Here is an 18,359-nt window from a genome sequence, read left to right as displayed (position 1 = left end):
AGCCATCTACTCGGGCGGAGGGTTGACAGCCACCTGAAGCGCCATCTTAACCCTGGGGCCAAAGACCTGCTTTAGCTTCAATAGGCGGGTCACCAGCCACGTCCGCATCTCGTCACCCTGTTCGGGAGCGTCGTCAATGGTCGTGGCGGGACGAACAACGGCAATCCGGCAGGCTCGCTTGGCGTCCAGCCGCTCCCAAGACAGTGGCTCGCCCATGGCCGCTTCCAGTTCGATTTTCTCCGCCAGGAAGAAGTCGAAAATGGCCTTGTTGCGGGGGGCATCGCCAACGTCGATATAGACCTCGGCCTGGAGGCGGTCGCCGCGGGCGAACGCGACGCCGTAGGTGATGCCTGAGGCCACCCCGCTGGCGAACGAATACCAGCTCTGCGGCTGCGCCGCTTTGGCGTTGGTGAACCGATGCTTCTCGCGCAGTTCATCGAGCAGGGGCTGCCAGAACGCCTGGTAGCTCGCCATTCTGCTCGACGTTTCTCCCCGTGATGCGCCGGCAGCTGCCGTCTTGGCCCAGGCGTTCGGCGATGCCGCGAGGCGGAAGATGACGGCCGGATCAGAATTTCCGATCCGCACGACCTCCAGCGCAGCGGCAAAGAAGTCTACGGTTTCGCGGGTGTGGCGGTTGAGCCAGTCGATGGCTTCACGGTGCTCGTCACGCACTTCCGGCGAGATCCATACCACCACAGCGGCGTCCAGGCCGGCAGCATAGGTGAGTAGTTGCCCCAGGTGGCTGTGGTCGGTCTGCTCAAGCTGGTTCTCGACGATGACCTTCCGACCCGTGCCCTGTTCTCTGCATTCGATGTCGCAGGAGAAACTGCCGACGGCGACTTCGGTCTGCACCAGTTCCAGATCAAGGCCCAATGCCTCGCCGAGCAGCCCCAGGTTTTCAGCCAGCCATGGCGTGAAATCGCGGGCCTCCGACTCCCACAGCGTCCTTGGCGGAACCTGCTCCAGCCTGCCCAACGTGACCGACATGGTAACTCTCCCGTCCACGACTGCGTGTCCGGTGGTTGTGCCACGGACAGACCAAGGAATCCATCCGGACGCATCCTTCATCGCTGAATCCGACCGGGTGAGAGGTACCGCTGACGATATGTCCCGTTGATACGGCGTGAGGAGTGCGATCCGGGCATCTGTCGATCCTCCACGAAAATCCGCAAACTGCACGGTGGGGAATTTTTTGGGTTAAGGTGGAAATGCAGGCGGTTGCTGGCCTGTTGATACGGAACGGCGTGTCAACGGGTCTGGAGAAAAAACGGCATTGGAGAGAGAATTCGGCCGATCCTCCGCATGCCCGTGTCAGCGCCTATACCACGCAAGACCGCGCGGAACCTTGGAGCATCCAAGGTCGCGTCACTGCGGTAGAGCCAGTTTTTCTATGAAGATTGGCGTAGGAAAGGGAGCCGCCAGCCAACCCTCTCCGTAATGGAATCAATCTGTTATCGCCCAAGAGAATGGCGGCATTGGTTACCTTCCGTGCTTACCGGTCTGCCAGCCTTGCCAACGCCTCAGCCCGACCAAACACCCAATCCTTTGCAGGAACCAAGCCCTTCATTGCTGTGAGCGTCTGGACCATATCGCCGTGCCAAGCGCCCATCGGCATCGTCGCCGCATAGGAAGCGAGGCGGTCCGCCAGCCATTCCTTCCAGTTCGGCAGGACGGTTGAGGCGGTCAGCAATGACCGAAGCAGAAGGTCGGACCGATCTTGGCCCTCCGTTTCAGTTGATAGATTGCGCGCCTCACGGATACATCGATCCGCAACAGCATTCGCCAGGGACGCGGAAGCCTGCCTACTTGCTGCCAAAGCCAGGAACATCAGGGGCGTGAGAGCGGCGGAAACGCTCTCGGTTTCCAGCGGCATGGTGGAGGCCGACTGGACGGCCAGGGCAATAATATCCTCATCCAGCGGGATGAATCCCGCGCAGGCCATCAGTAATCCGCATGTGGAACGCGGATCGTCCCGGAATCCGGCGACCAGTTTTGCGGCCGCTTCCTCAGGCAGGATGCGATCCTTACCGTGCGTAGTTGGCCGCTGATGGCCCTCCAGCGGTCCAGGCAGGTAAGGGAATTGTCCTCTGGCGATTATGTCTTCGCTCGCAGCTTCCAGGGCTTCCTTATGCGGAAAAGAACGTCCAGCCTCCTCTTCCCGAACCTTCAGCAGATGTAACCGCCCAATGACCTCGGCCCTGATTTTTAACGCGTTCAAGTCGTCAGCGTTCCACATGGGGTCAGATCGGCAGTTCAGTATCTCGCCCAGGACATCAATGATTTCCCGTTGACGCGACAACCAGTCAGCCATCTCCTGCGGCTTGAACTTCAGATCGCTGATAATGGAAAGCAGGTGCCCGGCATGGGTAAAGGCACAAAGCCTCTGCCAGCACGGGGGCGAGGTGCCCAACCCCTCCGTTCGTCGGATACCCTGCAAAGACAAACCGACCAACGCGGGGTAGACGATGGAGATATTTACCCCATCTGGGCGGCAAAAAGGCTCTGCCAACAGCCTTTCCACCAGTTCGTCCGCCAATGCACTAAAATCGGCGTGGCCCTCGCGACGTTCCAGGGCGATTTCCAAGAGTCCCAATAGTGAGAATGGATCGTCCTGCACCGGGAGATCTTGAACAGCCGACCATATCCGAGCGTTGTCCATATCAGACAGCAGAGCGGCAGGACCGAGGTCGTGGCGCAAAGCGCCTGGCAGAATCGCCGCCAGACCGCTAACCAGATCGGCGTCCAGCAATGCGCGCCGATGGTCGCGGAGCGGCCCATTCATCCATTCATCCGGGGATTGATCAAGTGGGAGTGGGCCGCATAATCCAAGGAAATAGCCACTGTCGTCCGGCACCAGATCACGTGCCCGCATTTCCCGTGCGTCGATCTTTTCCCTGATCCAGCTATGCCACTGGCTGGATGATTCCCGTATCTCGGTGTAAAGGCTTCCGACTTCATCTTGTGTGGCGGGGCGTTCTTCCAGCAACGGGCGCCAGCGCGTTGCTTTGGGACCCGTAGCGCCATATTCAGCTATCAAGGACGAGAGCGCCTGGAGTCTTCTCGTCGGATCAGGGGCAAAAAGCTGAAGATCCGGTGGGGCGATGATTTCTTCGGTTCCGTCTGGCCGCGTCCTTCGAGCCGAAACCCATTCACCATCAAAGGCGATATGGACGGGCACGCCGAACAAGTCTGTTACCGTCTTGTTCTTGCCCTCTGCAACTTGCTGTACCGCATCCAGCAGGATGCTCCACGGTAAACTTCTCCACCCCTCATACGGGCTGGCCCGAAGATCCAGACCCGTGGTGCTTCTGAATTCGGCATTCTGGGCGATCCGGTCGGCGATGATTTCCGGTCGTCCCCGCAGCAGGTATAGGGCGACGCTAGCCTTCAGATTCATCGGGTATCTCCGAGATCATCCCTGCGAACTGTTGCGCCAAAGATTGCGCGACCAGATCGATGACACCGGGACTGGTGGCGCGGAAAGGCTGAACCAGACGCTCGTCGGCCCATTTTCCATATGCTGCCTGCCGCATTTCAGAGGCGTCAGGCGGGCGCAGAATCAATAGCTGGAAAAGTCGCTGGGCCATGCCAAGATCCACGTCGATCCAATGCCCCTCGGCAAGACTGTCCTGCCAACCAACGGGCCATGGCGTTACGTTGTCGATCAGCCAGTCGGAAAGCGCTCGTGCTCTTGGTTCCACGATGGCTTCATCGCTCCAAATATTGACGATTGTCATGACCGCGGTCTGAGCCAAATGGTCCAGCCATGCGTGATCATCGCCAATTCGCAGCATCTTGAGTGACCGAATGCGACAGAGAGTTTCTCTCACGGCACGCAGTTCAGCGCTTTCACGCAGCATCGCTGCCCCGTCATCCCAATAGCAATTCGTGAGATCGGTCAGAAGGTTGCTTTCGTGAAGCGGCAAAAACGCGAAGCCGCGACGCCAGAGGCGCCGAGTGGCTTGCAGCCTTTGTTCATCCGAGATACCGCATAGGCCGAGCAGGTCGGTAATGCCGAAGAGCGGGACTGTCCGACCGGCCTTATCTGCGGCATTCGAATGCCGGCCCAGCCACCTGTCATCCAGTGCGATGGCATCAACCGTTTCCACATCGTTGAACAGATCGTACAGCAAAAGCATCCGGTCGTCTTTCTCGGGCCCCTTGTCATCCTCCACCACGGCAGCTTCCGGAAGGAAAGAAAGGGTGCCCTGGCGATAGCATTCGGCCACCCGACGGCGCAAAGCCTGCAATACCTCGACTGCACTCCGGCCCTCCTCGTCGGCAGCAATCAGATCCCGTGCCTCCTGATCTGTGGAACGGTCGATGAAAAGCGGAATGCCGCACTGGGCCAATTTGTCCAGCAAGCCGGCCCCGGTGAGGTGTTTCAGCGCCAGATTGTCGATGAACAGCGGCTGCTCGGAGCGCATTTGCGGGCCGGGAGGGATGCCCCTGTCCTGGGTCATCAGAAATTGGCAAGCGGTGTCGCAGCTCCCCTGGTCAATATAGCCCAGGTGGCGAATTCCCTCAGCCAACTGAGGGGTCGACAAGACCAAGGGGGCGGCATCACCCCAGTCGGCGAATTCCTCCATCAGGGAGCCGATCTTGTGCATTTCGGCGGGGGCGACGACCCGGCCGCCTTGGCTTTTGGCAGCCGCGACGAGGCGCGCCATTTCGTCGCCGAATTCAGCAATAAGACGGGTATCAACAGCTTCGGTCTTCAGCACGGCGATCCGTTCCGCCGACACATGGCTGCGGAGCGTCCGAGCCTCGTCGACCAAAGACGGCTGATGATAGGGGAGCTCGCGCATTTCCCGTGCCAGAAAATCCATCAAGCGCGGGGACACCTTGACGTGCCCGACTGCCGCCACGACGGCATCGAACAGATCCAGTTCATGCAGAAGCAAAAGCGTGGAAACATCGAGAGCAATCGTCCCGACTCCCCCCATGGCAATTGGCGGCCTATTTCCCGCTCGAATCGCTATCGGCAACCGCTTGCGAGCGTCCCGCTCGCGTTCGTTGGCCCGTGGAATGACGATGAAAAACCGGCTCATCGGAACACGGAAGTCCATGGATGCCATATGCAAGGCGATTTCGCCGGAGAAGAGCCGGCGGTGCTTCTCATCCCGTTCCCGCGCATGGGCGGGGGCCATATCAACAAGTTCGCGCAGAGATACGCTGCGAACCGGTCCTTGACCATCCTTCGACAGCTCCACGCCACGTTGCAGCCATAGCCCCGCCTCGTGATCGCGACCAATGGTGCTGGCCAGCATGTAGCAATTAAGTTGAAGCTGAGGGTTTCCTGGTTCTCGTTTCGCGGCAACCTTCAGCAAGTCCATGGCCCGATCCGGCACGATGTTGCTGATCATCTGCGCGAGATGCATCAGCACTGTCAGATCGAGGGATTCGCGCTTCTCAAGTTGGCGATCAAGGACGGCCGCAAAATGTTCCCATGCTCCGCTGCGCAACGCGATGTTCAAATCGTGGTGAATATACCGGGGATCATCGGGTGACACGGTCAGGAGTTGATCATTGATGTCGCGCGCCTCACGGAACCGGCCCAAGCGAAACAGACAATCCGCCTTCTTTTCCATTAAATGGCGACCGATGTCGCTATTGGTATGGACCAGATCTGGGTGGGCTTCCAGGATGTCCAGGGTGGCCTGATGCCCGTGAACGCTGGAGGAGCAGTCGGTCGCCAAACCCAGATTGCGTGCCGTTCGTTCGTGGCCGAACAGTTCTTGCGCATAGGGTAACATCTGGCTCCAACGCTTCTCGCGCAGCAGAACGGTCACGATGTTCTTCAGGTCGCTGAGTCGGCTGCCCGATTCATCATGGTCTCGGCCTTGGTCGTAGAGTCGAATGGCGTCACCAAGAACGTCCTGCCCTCGCAGGTCAGCAATGGCCAGACGTGCCCCTGACACCTCGGGATCGTCCTTGAGGACAGGGTCTTCATCCAGAATGCGTTCCGCCGCATCCAAACGGCGATCTGCGATCAACGCCTCTACGCGCATCAGCGCCAAATGGGCCGGAGTAATAAAATCCTTCAGCTGGTCCGCCGCACTATCGAGGTAATCGAGCAAGCGTTGCGGCGTGCTGCGGAACCTAAGCAGGCCGAGACGCGCCACATGTTCCTGTGGTGTCAGCCCTCCATCCAGTTCGCGCACCCGAAAATGCCGCTCTACCGCTTCATGATCGAAGTCGACGCCATAGGTGATGGCGAGGTCCACAAAAAACAGTCCGTCCGGCCCCGCCGCAATTTGTTGCCGCAGGCGCGTGGCGGTTTCTGCCCTTGTACTGGGGGCGCTCAATCCGAGCCACAGCAGCCAGTAGTCACACCCCTTGACACGATCTTGGGCATCAATTTCGAGCAGCAGATCACGCGCCTGTCGGAATCGGGTAATCGCCGCAGCACGATGAAGCTCTGCCTGCTCTCCTTCGTTTACCTGCAGCCCAGGCGTGATCGAAGTGAAGGTCAGGACACGCTGACGAATGGGTTCGGGAAGAAGAAAACCGGCATGGAAAGTGCCCAGCACATAGAGGATGTCCGGTTCCGCGGCCATATCAATGTCGGCAAGTTTTTCCAGGACTTCAACTGCGCCATCCCATTGCCGGGCATTATGACGCAAAATCGCTAGGTTTTTCCATCCTGCAGGGGAAAAGAAATCATTCTCCACAGATCCGTGGGCATCGAACCACTCAAGCGCGTCGCTGTCGCCATTAGACCGGCAAAGGAACAGCAACATGACACTGCGGGCATGAGAGGTGTTTTGGCTGCGCAAGAAACGTAGTGCTTCATCCGGGCTTTCGGCATGAAACAATAGCCATGCTTTGGCAATGGCTGCATCCGAGGAGCCGGGGATGATCGCCTCAGCCTTCGCCAAGTAATCGGCAGCCGCAGTCCCGGAAGCCGCGTCCGCCGCATGGAGGCGGGCCGCCCAGAGAAGAACTTCTCCGATAATCGGCCTGGATGCCGATGTCAGCTCGCCGTTTTCAATCCGCTCCAGCAACGCGCAAATTTCAGGACGGACATCGATGCCGGGTACAGTCCGACGACGACAAATCTTCCGCAGTTCTTGCCTGATCGCGCCATCAATGATGGGATTGGGTGACTGACAGACGACGTGACCGATCTTGTGTGACAATTCCGCAAGCTGCTGACTATTCCCCTGGAGGCCATCCATCAGAACCTGCTGGCCTGGGCTCAGGGCCGCCATTCGCCCGGCGACCAAAACCGCGACTGCGATCTCGATGGCTCCATCGGCAAGGATGGAGGCCTCCAGGGTCGCTTCCGAGTATGCCGTTCGCAACCCAGCCCAGGTTTCTTCTGATGGGGAAAGCCCGCGCAACCGCGCCCGAGCCAACGCACTCAGCCCCGCCTTAACCTCATCTCTCGATAGCCATTCACGGATCGCCGGCTTCTCGAACAATTCCGGCTGAACGAACTGCAGTTCAAATCGTCGCAGCAGGCCTTCCCACCAGGAATGATTCTCTGAAATAGCCCCCAATCGCGTCAGTGCATCGCCAAACTGAGCATCCAGTGCCAGAGAGTTGGCGGGCGAGGCAAACGGGGACACCGCCGCAGATTTCTCCGCCCGGACGACCTTTATGTGGGGCATGGCCGCCGCCACCGCAGCAACAAGCGGGCGCAGGGCGGGTGCAAGCAGGGACAGACCACCATCGACCATCGGTACCGCCTGACTGTGAGGAGGAATAATATAGCCTGCCGGGGAATCCTGCTGCTCCTCGTCCTTCAACCACGCAACCATGCATCGGCGAAGGTGAGGCATGCGCCCCCCTCGACGAAAGGCTGTGAAACCTACTCGATCACCTTATCCAGGAACCCCAATGTGTTCGCATTTTCAACAAGCGTCCGGACCTTCGCCCGGTCCAGCCCCGACGGCACTTCCGCGTCGATCTCCAGCTTAAGGGAGACCTGACTGCCGGGAATGGTGGTCAACTGCTCGACAATGGCTTCGACGATCTGGTGGATGTCACGGGCTGGGCGCTCCGATGAAATCATCACCGTCCCGAAAAAGCGCGTCGGCTGCTTTTCTGTGGTGGTCCCCGGCGTGCCGCCACCACCACCGCTTCCGGGCGGCGGCGCATCGGGCTGCGGCACTCCGCCACCGCCACCAGTGTCAGGCAGCGGTCCGCCGGTCGGACGGTTGGCTTCCGCGACGGCCGCCTTCACGATCACGCTGTCGCTGTCGATGACCACGGGCGCATTGGGCGCCCTGTCGATGACCAGGCCAAGATAGGTCTGATTCTTTTCGTCCCAGCGCTCGGCGTAGGCGAATGGGCCGGGAAGCATGCCGCAGACCGCCGCCTGCACGGCCTTGACGAGGACAGTCTGCCCTTTCAGCCGTGGCAGATAGAGGTAGCGGTTCAGGTATTCCCAGAGGTCCTTGAGGGAGAGGTGCCCCTTGCCGTTCCAGATGTACTTCTGAAGGTCCCGATCCAGCCGCGTCGGGCCAAGCTCGGGCAGCAGACCTTCATCGCTCACCAACTTCTTGCTGGCACGCGACAACACCCCGTCCTGGGCCGGAATTTTGCCGGAAACCCATTCGACCTCGGCTTGGGCGCTTTCCTGCACGGGGTAGAGCAGGTAGCACCAAGCTTCTTTCAGCCGAGTCTTCATGGTTTCGTTCGCCTCGGCCACCTTTGCCTTCGCCAAGGCGCTGTCGCTCTGGGTAAGATTCAGCCGGTCGATATCGCGGACAATTTCACCCCAGGCGATGGCCGACCGCACCGCGTCTTTCAGATGGTCGAGCTGGCGGGTTTCGGCGGCCAGAAACACCAGCATGTTGCGGTAGACGCGCGGGACGGTACCGCGCTGCATCATAATATCCTTGGCCTCGACCATCGCTTCAGACGTATCGCGGCCGCTGTGGGGATGAGCGACACCCAGAACCACGGCGCGAACACCGCCGGCCTCGTCCGGCACTTCGCCCGAAGAGGCCGGTGCCACCTGCACCGCATCGAAATGACCCCGGTCCGCGATGCCGTTGATGTATTTCTTCAGTTCCTCATCGATCCGCATGAGGACAAGCGCGTCCTCAAGCTGGCCGGCGCGGTCGGCGGCGATCCGGTTGAGGCTGGCGGACATGGAATACCAGTAGCGGCCCATGTCGGCGTGCATGAACTTGGCCTGGTTGGCGAGCCGGCGCAGGGCATCGCCGAAGATGGCCGGACGCTCGCCCGGTTGCACGACCCCCAGGTTGATCTGCTTGTCATCCAGCCCCTTGTTCTGCTCCTGCCAAGTTGGCGCCGTACCCAGGAAGATGGCGCGGGCAATACGGCGAGTTGCCGAATAGCGGTTCAGGTTAGGAGCCGCCTGATCGATCTTATAGGGGGTGGCCGCAGAGCCATCGACGTCCCCGGCAATGACCGACTGCCAACTGACATCGAGATAATGCAGCAGCTCGGGTTCAACGCGCGGTGAACTGATCGCCACGCTGCCCGGCATGATCATGACGGAGGGATCGCCGTTCATCCAAAGCTCGTGGATGATCTGGGCCATCAGTCGCAGCACACCGCGTGTCCGTTGGAATTTTTCCAGCGATCCCCAGCTGGTGTAGAGCTGATCGAAAAGCTCGGGGTGGATGGGATAGGCTTTTTCCAGCTTCCGGCGGTAATCCTCATCGGCGCAGCCCTGCGGGAAATCGTTGCCGTTTTCACGGTAGAGCTTGGCGAACTGCTTCAGCGTATTGTCGCGGTGATGGAAGCGGTCACCGGGGATTTCCTTGAACAGCCGCCGCCGGACGATTTCGTAGCTTTCCTCCTGCGAGGCCGGTCGCCAAGAGGATTCCACGCGCGAGAAGGTCTGCTTCAGCCGGGCCAGCGCTTCCTGCCCGCCTTCACCACCCACCTCGATCTGCGAGGCCGGCAGCGAGGCCACCAGCAGGGTACCGGGGCTGGCCTTGACCGCCTCGGTCAGGGACTGGACGAAGGACAGGTTGGCATCGAACGAGCCAGAGGGCAGGCCCTCCACCCGGTAAATCTGACGGAGATAGGCGACCCACTCGTCAATCAGGATCAAGCATGGCGCGCATTTGCGGAAAATCGCCTCCAGCAGGTTCGAGCCGGGGGCGATGCCGTTGGCATCGTTCTCCGCAATCATGTCGTAGGCGTCGGCGCCGCCAAGCTGCCAAGCCAGTTCACCCCAGGTGGTGCGGAGCTTCCGCCCGCCCTCGACATTCAGCACGTCCAACGGCCCGCGCGATGTTCCCACCAGGACGGCGCGGCGGATATTTGCTGGCACGGTCAGACTATGATTCTTCAACAACTGATCGAGACCAGACAGGTCCTGGGCGCGGGTGCCGCCGGCCATGTGGTAGAGCGCCAGCATGGAGTGAGTCTTGCCGCCGCCGAAATTGGTTTGCAACTCGACCACCGGATCGCCGCCAGCTTGTGACAGCCGCTTGGCGGCGCCCACTAGCAAGGTGCTGAGGCCCTCGGTCAGATAGGTGCGGCTGAAGAATTCCTGCGGGTTGAGATATTCCGAGGCCGCGCTGCCGGCATGGACCTTGCCCAGATCGGCGGCGAATTCGGCCTGCTGGAAATCACCTGTCGCCACATCCTGGTGCGGCTCCACCACCTCGCGCCACGGCAACAAGCCTGCCGTGGTTTCAACCGATATATCGGATCGAGTCTTCCGGCGCTCCTCGTTGCGCTGAAGCTCGGTGAACTTGGTGCGCAAGATGGTATCGCGCATTTTCCCCAGTTGATCGGCCGTCTCACCGGCGCTGATCGCCTCCATGAGGCGGCGCATGGAATCCAGGGCACGCTCGGCATCGTCATAGGTGAAGGTGTCGTTGTGAGCCAGCTTGTTGCGGACATCGACTAATTCGTTGACCAGCGCCCGCTCGGCACGCCCCAGGACTGCTTTGAATGCATCCGCCCAAAAACGATCCATGGCATTAAACAGGGCCGATTGGTCCCAAGCGATTTCGCCCTTACTGTTGGGACGCAGGCCCTGAAGCTTCTCGACCACCTGCACCTGCCAATGTCCGGTCAGGGAGCTTTCCAGGCGCTTTTCAACAAAGGGGGTCAGAGCCGACGGCAAGAGCTCCATGCCCTCGAACACATACTGGCGGGTGCTTTTGGCCATGTCTTAAATCCCCCCTCACAGATCCAGGCTGGCCTGAACATTAATGCGCGTATCCTGGATCGCCGCCGCCTGGCGGGTCAGCTCAGTCCAAACCGCAATCAATGCGTTATAAGATGTCGCCTCCTTCGCGTCACTGCGTTTTTCGCAGATTCCATAGAGGCAGTAGGCCAAATCCTTGACCGCGTCGGCCTTATCCGGGCCGATCTTTTTTAGCAGCACGGCCGCGTCGTATTCCCCCGCTGTCTCCAGGGCTCGAATGAGATACTGGCAGCATTCCCAGACGGTCAGATGCGTGTCGGTAGCCGGGTCCCAGTCAGGCATCAACTCGTCGCGCTTCAGAATGCGCACCTTGCCGACGGAGCTTTCCACAATGCCAGCGTGCTTTACGCTCTCGACCGAAATGCCGCGTGCCTGGGCAATGCTGTTCGCCGTACCGTAGTCACCCGTGGCCATACCGTTCTGCTCGAACCAAGTGATGGCAAAGCGGCTGTCCGCATCGAACTCTCCCTGGATGCCGCCCAAATACTCGTCCAGCTCACGGTTGATAAGCTGGAGGGCGGCCTTCACCGACATCGGGCTGTCATCGCTCTCCAGCACGGCCTTGTATCGACTGAACACGCCCATGCCCGGCCCAATGGCCGACTGTGGCATGTCGGCGGGGGCAATGTTAGCAGCCTGAAGTTTGGCGATAGCCGGGGGAAGCTCCCGTTTCAGCGCCCGAATGAACTCGGCGCGGCTGACGGTTTCGGCCGAAGCCACCTTCTTTCTGCAAACAAGTACCACAGAGTTTGCCAATGCGTTCATGCCCTTTTTAAGGGCATTAGTCGCTTCGGTTCGGACCGGCCAAGTTCCAACTATGATGAAACCTGACGCGATTACAGCTTCCAAGAAAGAACTCCAGCCCGGTGATGATATTCCATCTTTCTCGATCTCAGACTGCTTGAAAGCGTAGTAGATTGCAGCGGGGAATTTGTCTGTGGAACGACTGGACAAAATACGCATTGCCTGCGTCATACCCGACATAAAATGGGCTTCTGCAGCGTCAGCACTTCCATATCGTGCGGTGCTTGCGACAAGCTCCTCTCGCTTTGGAACAGAGATTACGCCCATGATCTCTGGAAAGTCTTTATGCAAGCTTCTTCGAAGCCACGCATAAAAAAAGTCTGATAGATCAGCGTACTCTATATTGTCATAATATGGAGGATCGGTTGAAATCAGGAAATCACTTATTGAACTGTTCTCTTCAGATGCGTTGTGCTGGACAACAGAGCCATGAGAAGTGCACGTCAAGCAATCCAAAACCTCTGAAACAGAAAGTGCAGTTCCGGCAATATCACCGCCAGCACCCGCAAAAGGATTAGTTTCGGCAAATGTCCACTGCATAGGGAGTGCTTGGCGCCCCAGCGCACCGGCCAACCTTCCCATTCCCGTTTCCCAGATTGCCAAGGAACAATTTCTTGTAAGTGCCTTGCTTATTGCAAACGAAAGATACACCCGAAGGGCGCGAGTGTACTCGGCCATTTGACGCTCATCAATTTTAACATCCGCACTCACTTCGCTGCGCACTGTAAACTCTAATTCACGCAGAACATCTACAAACGCATTTATTGCAGTTAGCTGCCGATTAGTGAAAACATCGCCAAAACGCGTCATTCCGTAGAGCGGCGTCTGGAAATTCCTATGCTTCAATGGAATCTGTACATCTGGACGCCAACTCGGCTCAGCACCTAATGCCAGCAATTCTATTTCAGGTGTTGGAGAAATATAGTTTCGGCCAGCCTTTGTTTCGACGACGACCGCCATAAGCCGCTGTGCCATTCTTCCAGCCTGAGCCTGCTGTCTGATGTAGGCAAGAGGAATGGCTTCGCCGGTTACTACGCAATTTGCTCCTGTGCGCCCAATATTTGGTGGAAGTGCGGGGCCATTTCCTTGCCGAACAACGAACTTAAAATCGGTCTTGTCGGGATTCACGATCGGCTCGACCCAAACCTTTCGATCTTCTTTGTCGAGCAGATAGAAATTGCGCACAAGCGGCGTCTGCAAAGGGCTCAAAGCTGGGTTGGGACTCGGCACTGTCCGCGCCCAGATCCAGGCGATCACGGTTGCCTTGCCGCCACCGTGTTCTTTAGGCAAATCTACCTGCGGATAGAGATGCCCGACGCGCTCCCACGCCTTTTCCCGCATCCATTCTCCGTAGTATTTCACATCCTCCGCCAGCCCTTCGGCATTACGGTAGAATTGGCGCTCCTTCGGCCCGGGGTGAATCGGTGGCATGTCCTTGAATTTCGGTGGGATCTCGATCATCGCCTTGCCGATCATCACAGCCACGGGATTCAGGTCGGACCCATAAGCGGGCAGGCCAAGCCGTTGCGCCTCCAGCGGGATCGAGCCTCCGCCAGAGAACGGGTCATAGACCGGCGGCAATACCCCACCGCACGACCGGCGGATCTCCGCACGCGCGCGCTCCAATACCTCCTCATTAGTGCTATTCTCCCAGATCACCAAGTCCTCGATAATCCGGAACAGACGCTGCCGCTCGGCGTCAACCGCCTCTTCGGTCGGGAATTTGTCGGGATGGCTGGAAGGGTCATCGACCAACTGGGCGAACAACACCGCACGGCAGGTGGCCAGTGGGCGCCGTGCCCACCAAAGATGCAGGGTTGAGGGATGTCCATGCCGGATCGACTTTTCCTTGGCCGCAGCCGCATTGATCTTCTCCAGCGGGATCGCGACCTCAATGAGCTTCTTCTTGTAAGGCTGGGTCATGCGGGCCTCCCTGCCCGCTGAAGCAGGCTCTTGAGATTGAACTGGATCGCGGTGTGCTCGAATGCCGGCTCGTGGTCAGCCAGCGGCCCTCGCACATAGCGCGGCTCATTGGCAAAGCCTTGGTCGATCTGCACCACCGCCAGGATGTATTTCTCGGGTTCATGCAGCGAGGTGATGATCTCCTGGCGGGTGATCATCACCGTGTCGGCACCATTGATCCGTCCTTTGACTTCAATGAACCGGAGACTGCGGGAGGCCGGGCAGAAGGAAACGATGTCGTAGCCGATCTTCTGCGCCGACACGTCACTCGGTACGTTGCCCAAAGCCCTTTCGGCCGCCATGACGGCGGACATGGCTGCCAATTCGATTTCCCTGCGCGCGGCTGCATCTTCGGCAAAGCCGGACGGCATGGCCCCCTGCGCAGGCGTTTGCGGCGCTCGTGCGTCCAGCAGCCCACGGGGAATGACCACCATCCCGCCTCGCACCCGGGGCGGCTGCGAGGAGATGAACCGTTCTTGCTCCAGTTCCGCCATGCGGCGCTTCTGGCGCTCGGCCAGATCCTCCGCCCGCCGCTGGGCGTTCTGCCAGTTAAGGCGGGTTTTCTTGCCGGCCTTTTCCTCTTCCTTCAGCTCGAAGGCGCGGGCATCCCAGTAATTGACTTCCTTCTTGAGGCGAGTGCGGACCTCCTGCTCGACCTTCGCGATCTCGGGCAGGCGGCGGGCCTTGACCTCGGTGACGTGGGCCTGGGCCAGATCCACCGTCGCGTAGCGCACGGCCTCCTTTTCCAGGTCGATGGTCAGCCAGTCTTCCTGAAGCAGGTCATGCACCAGGGCGATTTCCTCGGGCTTGGCCGGCCGCAGATTGAGGTGCGGGGCGATGCCGGCATTGACGGTGCGCCCGGTCCCATCGACGGCGGCGAACTGGAGCTTCTGCGAGACGATATGCGGCCTGCCCAGGCTGGTGGTGCGCCCGTCCTGAACGCTGTGCTCCAGCAGGAACACGGCCGAAATCGTGTCACCGGGATCGGTGTCGTCCACCAAGATTGCCCCCTGGCGCATCAGCTGCTCATACTCCTCGCGGATGATGCTGATAACGGCCTCCAGCAAGGGATGGCCGGGACAGACGAAGGTGGCGACGGGCTGTTGGTTGATGCGGCTCTTTTCAAAGCAGATGCGCTCGTACTTTTTCTGGATGGTCGCGCCGGTGCCAATCTGGCGGTCCCGCTCGCGGATGCGCACCGGAACGTGGGAGATTTCCCAGCGGCCTTCCTCGCGGCGCTTCATCCGGCCACCGAGATGCTGGAACGCCTCGACGAAAAAGCTCTGAACATGGTGGGGCTGGAGGCGTTGGGCCTCGGCACGCTCCATCTCCAGCCGCAGTTCCTCGACCTTGGCTTCCGGCATGGTGTCATTGGTCAGCGCCCGGCGCTGCAACAGCTTCAGCAGATGGTCCTGGTCCACTGCGCCATCGACCTGGCGGAACAGCTTCGCCTTGACCTCTTCCTGCTCACCGTACTGGATGGCCTGGAACAGCAGGTCCTTGAGAGCAGTGCCCTCGAACAGCTCGCCCAGCACGTCGTAAACACGCCCCCCCAGGGCTTGGCGGGCCGCCTCCAGCTTTTCCAGCAGGCGGGCATAGACCTCACCCTCGCGGGTGTCGGCCGCCACCAGATTCCACAGGTGGCAAACCTCGGTCTGGCCGATACGGTGGATGCGGCCGAAACGCTGTTCGATCTTGTTGGGGTTCCAGGGCAGATCGTAATTGACCATCAAATGGCCACGCTGAAGGTTCACACCTTCGCCGGCCGCGTCATTGGCGACCAGCACCAGCATGTCGCGGTCCTGCATGAAGCGCTCGATGATCTTGCGGCGATCCTCGCGCGTGACACCGCCATGGATGGCCTCGACCGCCTCAGGCCTACCCAACCGTGCGCGGACCTTGTCCAGCAGGTAAAACAGGGTGTCCTTCGGTTCGGTGAAGATGATGAGCTTGCGCCGGTTGCCCTCGGCATCCACCATCAGCTCATCATCCAGGATGCGGTTCAGCTGGGACCACTTGGTGTCCTGGCCAGAGCGCAGCACCTGCAAGGCCATCTGTTCCAACTGGCGCAGGGTCTCGACCTCCAGCGCCAACTGCTCGACCGTCTCCGCCGTCGTGGCACCGGTCGCGATCAGGTCTTCAAGGGCGTCCACCTCGTCCTGCGCGTACTCCTCCATGTGCCGAATGAGGTCAGAATTGATCTCCAGTTCGCCGATCTTGCTGCTGCGGCCCTTGGAGGCGAGGCGGGCCTCGGCCAGCTCGTTTTCCAACCGCTCCCGACGCCGCTTGAGCGACTGGTAGATGGCCGCTGGCGAGGACGCGAGACGCCTTTGCAGGATTTGCAGGGCGAAGCCGACGTTGTTGCGCTTCTTGCCGTCCGTCTCGGCGAAGCGTTGAACCCGGTTCATCTCCGTGCGGACATATTCAGTGACTGCGCCGTAAAGGGCGGCCTCCTTCTCGGAAAGCTGGTATTTGACGGTGTAGGCGCGGCGCTCGGGGAACAGTGGCCGGCCGTCGAATCGCAGCAGCTCTTCCTTGGTGAGGCGGCGCATCATGTCAGCGGTGTCGGCATAGTGGATGCCATCGCGGAACCGGCCCTCAAAGCGGTCCCCATCCAGAAGCGCCATGAAAAGCTGGAACTCCTCTTCCTTGCCGTTGTGCGGCGTTGCCGACATCAGCAGGAAGTGGCGGCAGGCCTGCCCCAGCAACTGCCCGACCTGGTAGCGCTTGGTGTATTTGACGTCACCGCCGAAATAGGAGGCGGACATGCGGTGCGCTTCGTCACAGATGATCAGGTCCCATTCCTGCGAGCTGCGCAATTTTTCCTGTAGGTCTTCGTTGCGCGCCAGCACGTCGAGCCGGACGATCAGGCGATTGCTGTCGTTGAACGGGTTGCCCGAACGCGATGTTTCGATCATGTCCCGCGTGAGGATGTCGAACTCGACGCTGAATTTGTCCCCCAACTCGTCCTGCCATTGCTCGACCAGGCTGCCGGGCGCGACGACCAAGCAGCGCTCCAAGTCGCTGCGGGCGATCAATTCCTTGATCAGCAGTCCGGCCATGATGGTCTTGCCGGCGCCGGGGTCATCGGCCAGCAGGAAGCGCAGGGGCTGACGGGTCAGCATCTCGCCATAGACCGCGGAAATCTGGTGCGGCAGGGGATCGACCAGACTGGTGTGGATGGCGAGGTAGGGATCGAAATAGTGGGCCAGCTTGATGCGGTTGGCCTCTGTGACTAGACGCAACAGGGCGCCGTCGCCATCGAACGACCACGGGCGGCCATTGGCCTGGACGTCCAAGCGGTGTTCATCGTCCCGGTAAAGGGTGGCCTCGGCCACGGCCCCGGTGGGCGTGCGGAACACGACGTTGATGGCTTGATCGCCGATCCGCTCGACAGAGAGAACCTGCACGACCTGGGCGGACACGATGCCGGCCACGGACGCGCCGTTGCGGATGTCTTCAAGACGCGCCATCGGAACCCCCCGACAGAATCTCCTCGTGCACGTTACTCATCCTGGAAATCCCGCTTTCAGTAGGGCGGCCTTCGTCTCCTCGAAGTTCCCCACCACGATATGTTGCCGTCGGGGATCCTCCTTTGCGGCGTCACCCAGAAGGCCAAGCCGCTTCAGAACGTAGAACAGCATGGCGTAGCGGACGCAGAGAATGCCACGCCCGCCTTGCATACCATAGTCCTTGGCCACGACAACCTTTTGGCTATCTGTGAGAACGGGGTGAGGGCAAACGATCACATCGAAACTGGTCTGCCAAAGCTCATCATCGGCGCCAGATGCACCTGGCGCAGCGACGCTTCCAACATCCAGCACGCGAGGCAACAGGAAATCCTTGAACTGGCTGTCAAGATGACAGAACGAGCGCGCATGCCATCTGAATCCATCGAAACCAAAGGCATGCGGTGTGATCCGGCGCCAGATTGGGTCCGGTCGATTCCTGCTCATTGACTGATACAGCACGTCGATTGACCGGCAATCCCGCACAGCCGCCAGGAGGGCACGCAGCACGGCCGGGGCAATGTCCCGCTTGGGGCTGAGGGCGATATCGACCGACGGCAGTTGGGAAATCCACGAACTGGACAGCTCGACCAAGCCCTCGGAAACGGAGCGAAGCCGCGATAGGTAGTTGTGAGGGTCCGGCTTCAGAAAGCGCGGCTCGAATCGCTCGCCGGCCACATACCGTTTGGCGCTCTTGTCATAGATCGCGTTCTCAGGAGCCTGCTCCTGATACAGCGTCAGGTCCTTGGACGCCTGGGGAACGGAAACATCGAACGCTTCGATGATGTCGGATCGGTTGACGCCGCCCTCCCAGAACAGCCGGAACTCAATGAATTCCAGCCGCCGTTCGATGCCCCACCGCAGGCTCCGCGCCTGTTCGCTCATACTACCCTCCAATGGGGATAGAAAGTATATTGACAGCGTTTCGCGTCCCG

General features: G+C 59.9%; 7 protein-coding genes. All 7 read right to left on the bottom strand.

What is annotated here, in order from left to right; translation table 11 throughout:
* Positions 1 to 6: 6 nt before the first annotated feature.
* The gene (locus MTBSS4_RS04195) at positions 7 to 987 is read right to left on the bottom strand and encodes a DUF4268 domain-containing protein (protein WP_173982142.1); all 981 of its coding nucleotides are present in this window, start codon (positions 985 to 987) and stop codon (positions 7 to 9) included.
* 505 nt (positions 988 to 1,492) lie between these two features.
* Positions 1,493 to 3,397: a hypothetical protein gene (locus MTBSS4_RS04190; RefSeq protein WP_173982141.1), complete on the bottom strand. Its 1,905-nt coding sequence runs from the start codon at positions 3,395 to 3,397 to the stop codon at positions 1,493 to 1,495.
* Positions 3,381 to 7,754, bottom strand: a complete 4,374-nt coding sequence (locus MTBSS4_RS04185; protein ID WP_173982140.1) for a hypothetical protein — start codon at positions 7,752 to 7,754, stop codon at positions 3,381 to 3,383. The genes MTBSS4_RS04190 and MTBSS4_RS04185 overlap by 17 nt, the downstream gene beginning before the upstream one ends.
* 62 nt (positions 7,755 to 7,816) lie before the next feature.
* Entirely contained in the window at positions 7,817 to 11,110 is a 3,294-nt protein-coding gene (locus tag MTBSS4_RS04180) for a DUF499 domain-containing protein (protein ID WP_173982139.1), read from the bottom strand.
* Between the two features lie 15 nt (positions 11,111 to 11,125).
* Positions 11,126 to 13,876 carry a DUF1156 domain-containing protein gene (locus MTBSS4_RS04175; RefSeq protein WP_173982138.1) on the bottom strand — a complete coding sequence of 917 codons (2,751 nt, stop codon included), beginning with the start codon at positions 13,874 to 13,876 and terminating at the stop codon, positions 11,126 to 11,128.
* A complete protein-coding gene (locus MTBSS4_RS04170) occupies positions 13,873 to 17,388 on the bottom strand; it encodes a helicase-related protein (protein ID WP_173982137.1) in 3,516 nt (1,171 codons plus the stop codon). The genes MTBSS4_RS04175 and MTBSS4_RS04170 overlap by 4 nt, the downstream gene beginning before the upstream one ends.
* A gap of 36 nt (positions 17,389 to 17,424) precedes the next feature.
* Positions 17,425 to 18,309: a WYL domain-containing protein gene (locus MTBSS4_RS04165; RefSeq protein WP_173982136.1), complete on the bottom strand. Its 885-nt coding sequence runs from the start codon at positions 18,307 to 18,309 to the stop codon at positions 17,425 to 17,427.
* Between the last annotated feature and the right edge of the window lie 50 nt (positions 18,310 to 18,359).

This window comes from Magnetospirillum sp. SS-4 (genome assembly GCF_902729425.1).
GTDB lineage: Bacteria > Pseudomonadota > Alphaproteobacteria > Rhodospirillales > Magnetospirillaceae > Phaeospirillum.
Note: the sequence above shows the minus strand (reverse complement) of the source record. Positions and strands in the feature narration are given on the sequence as shown.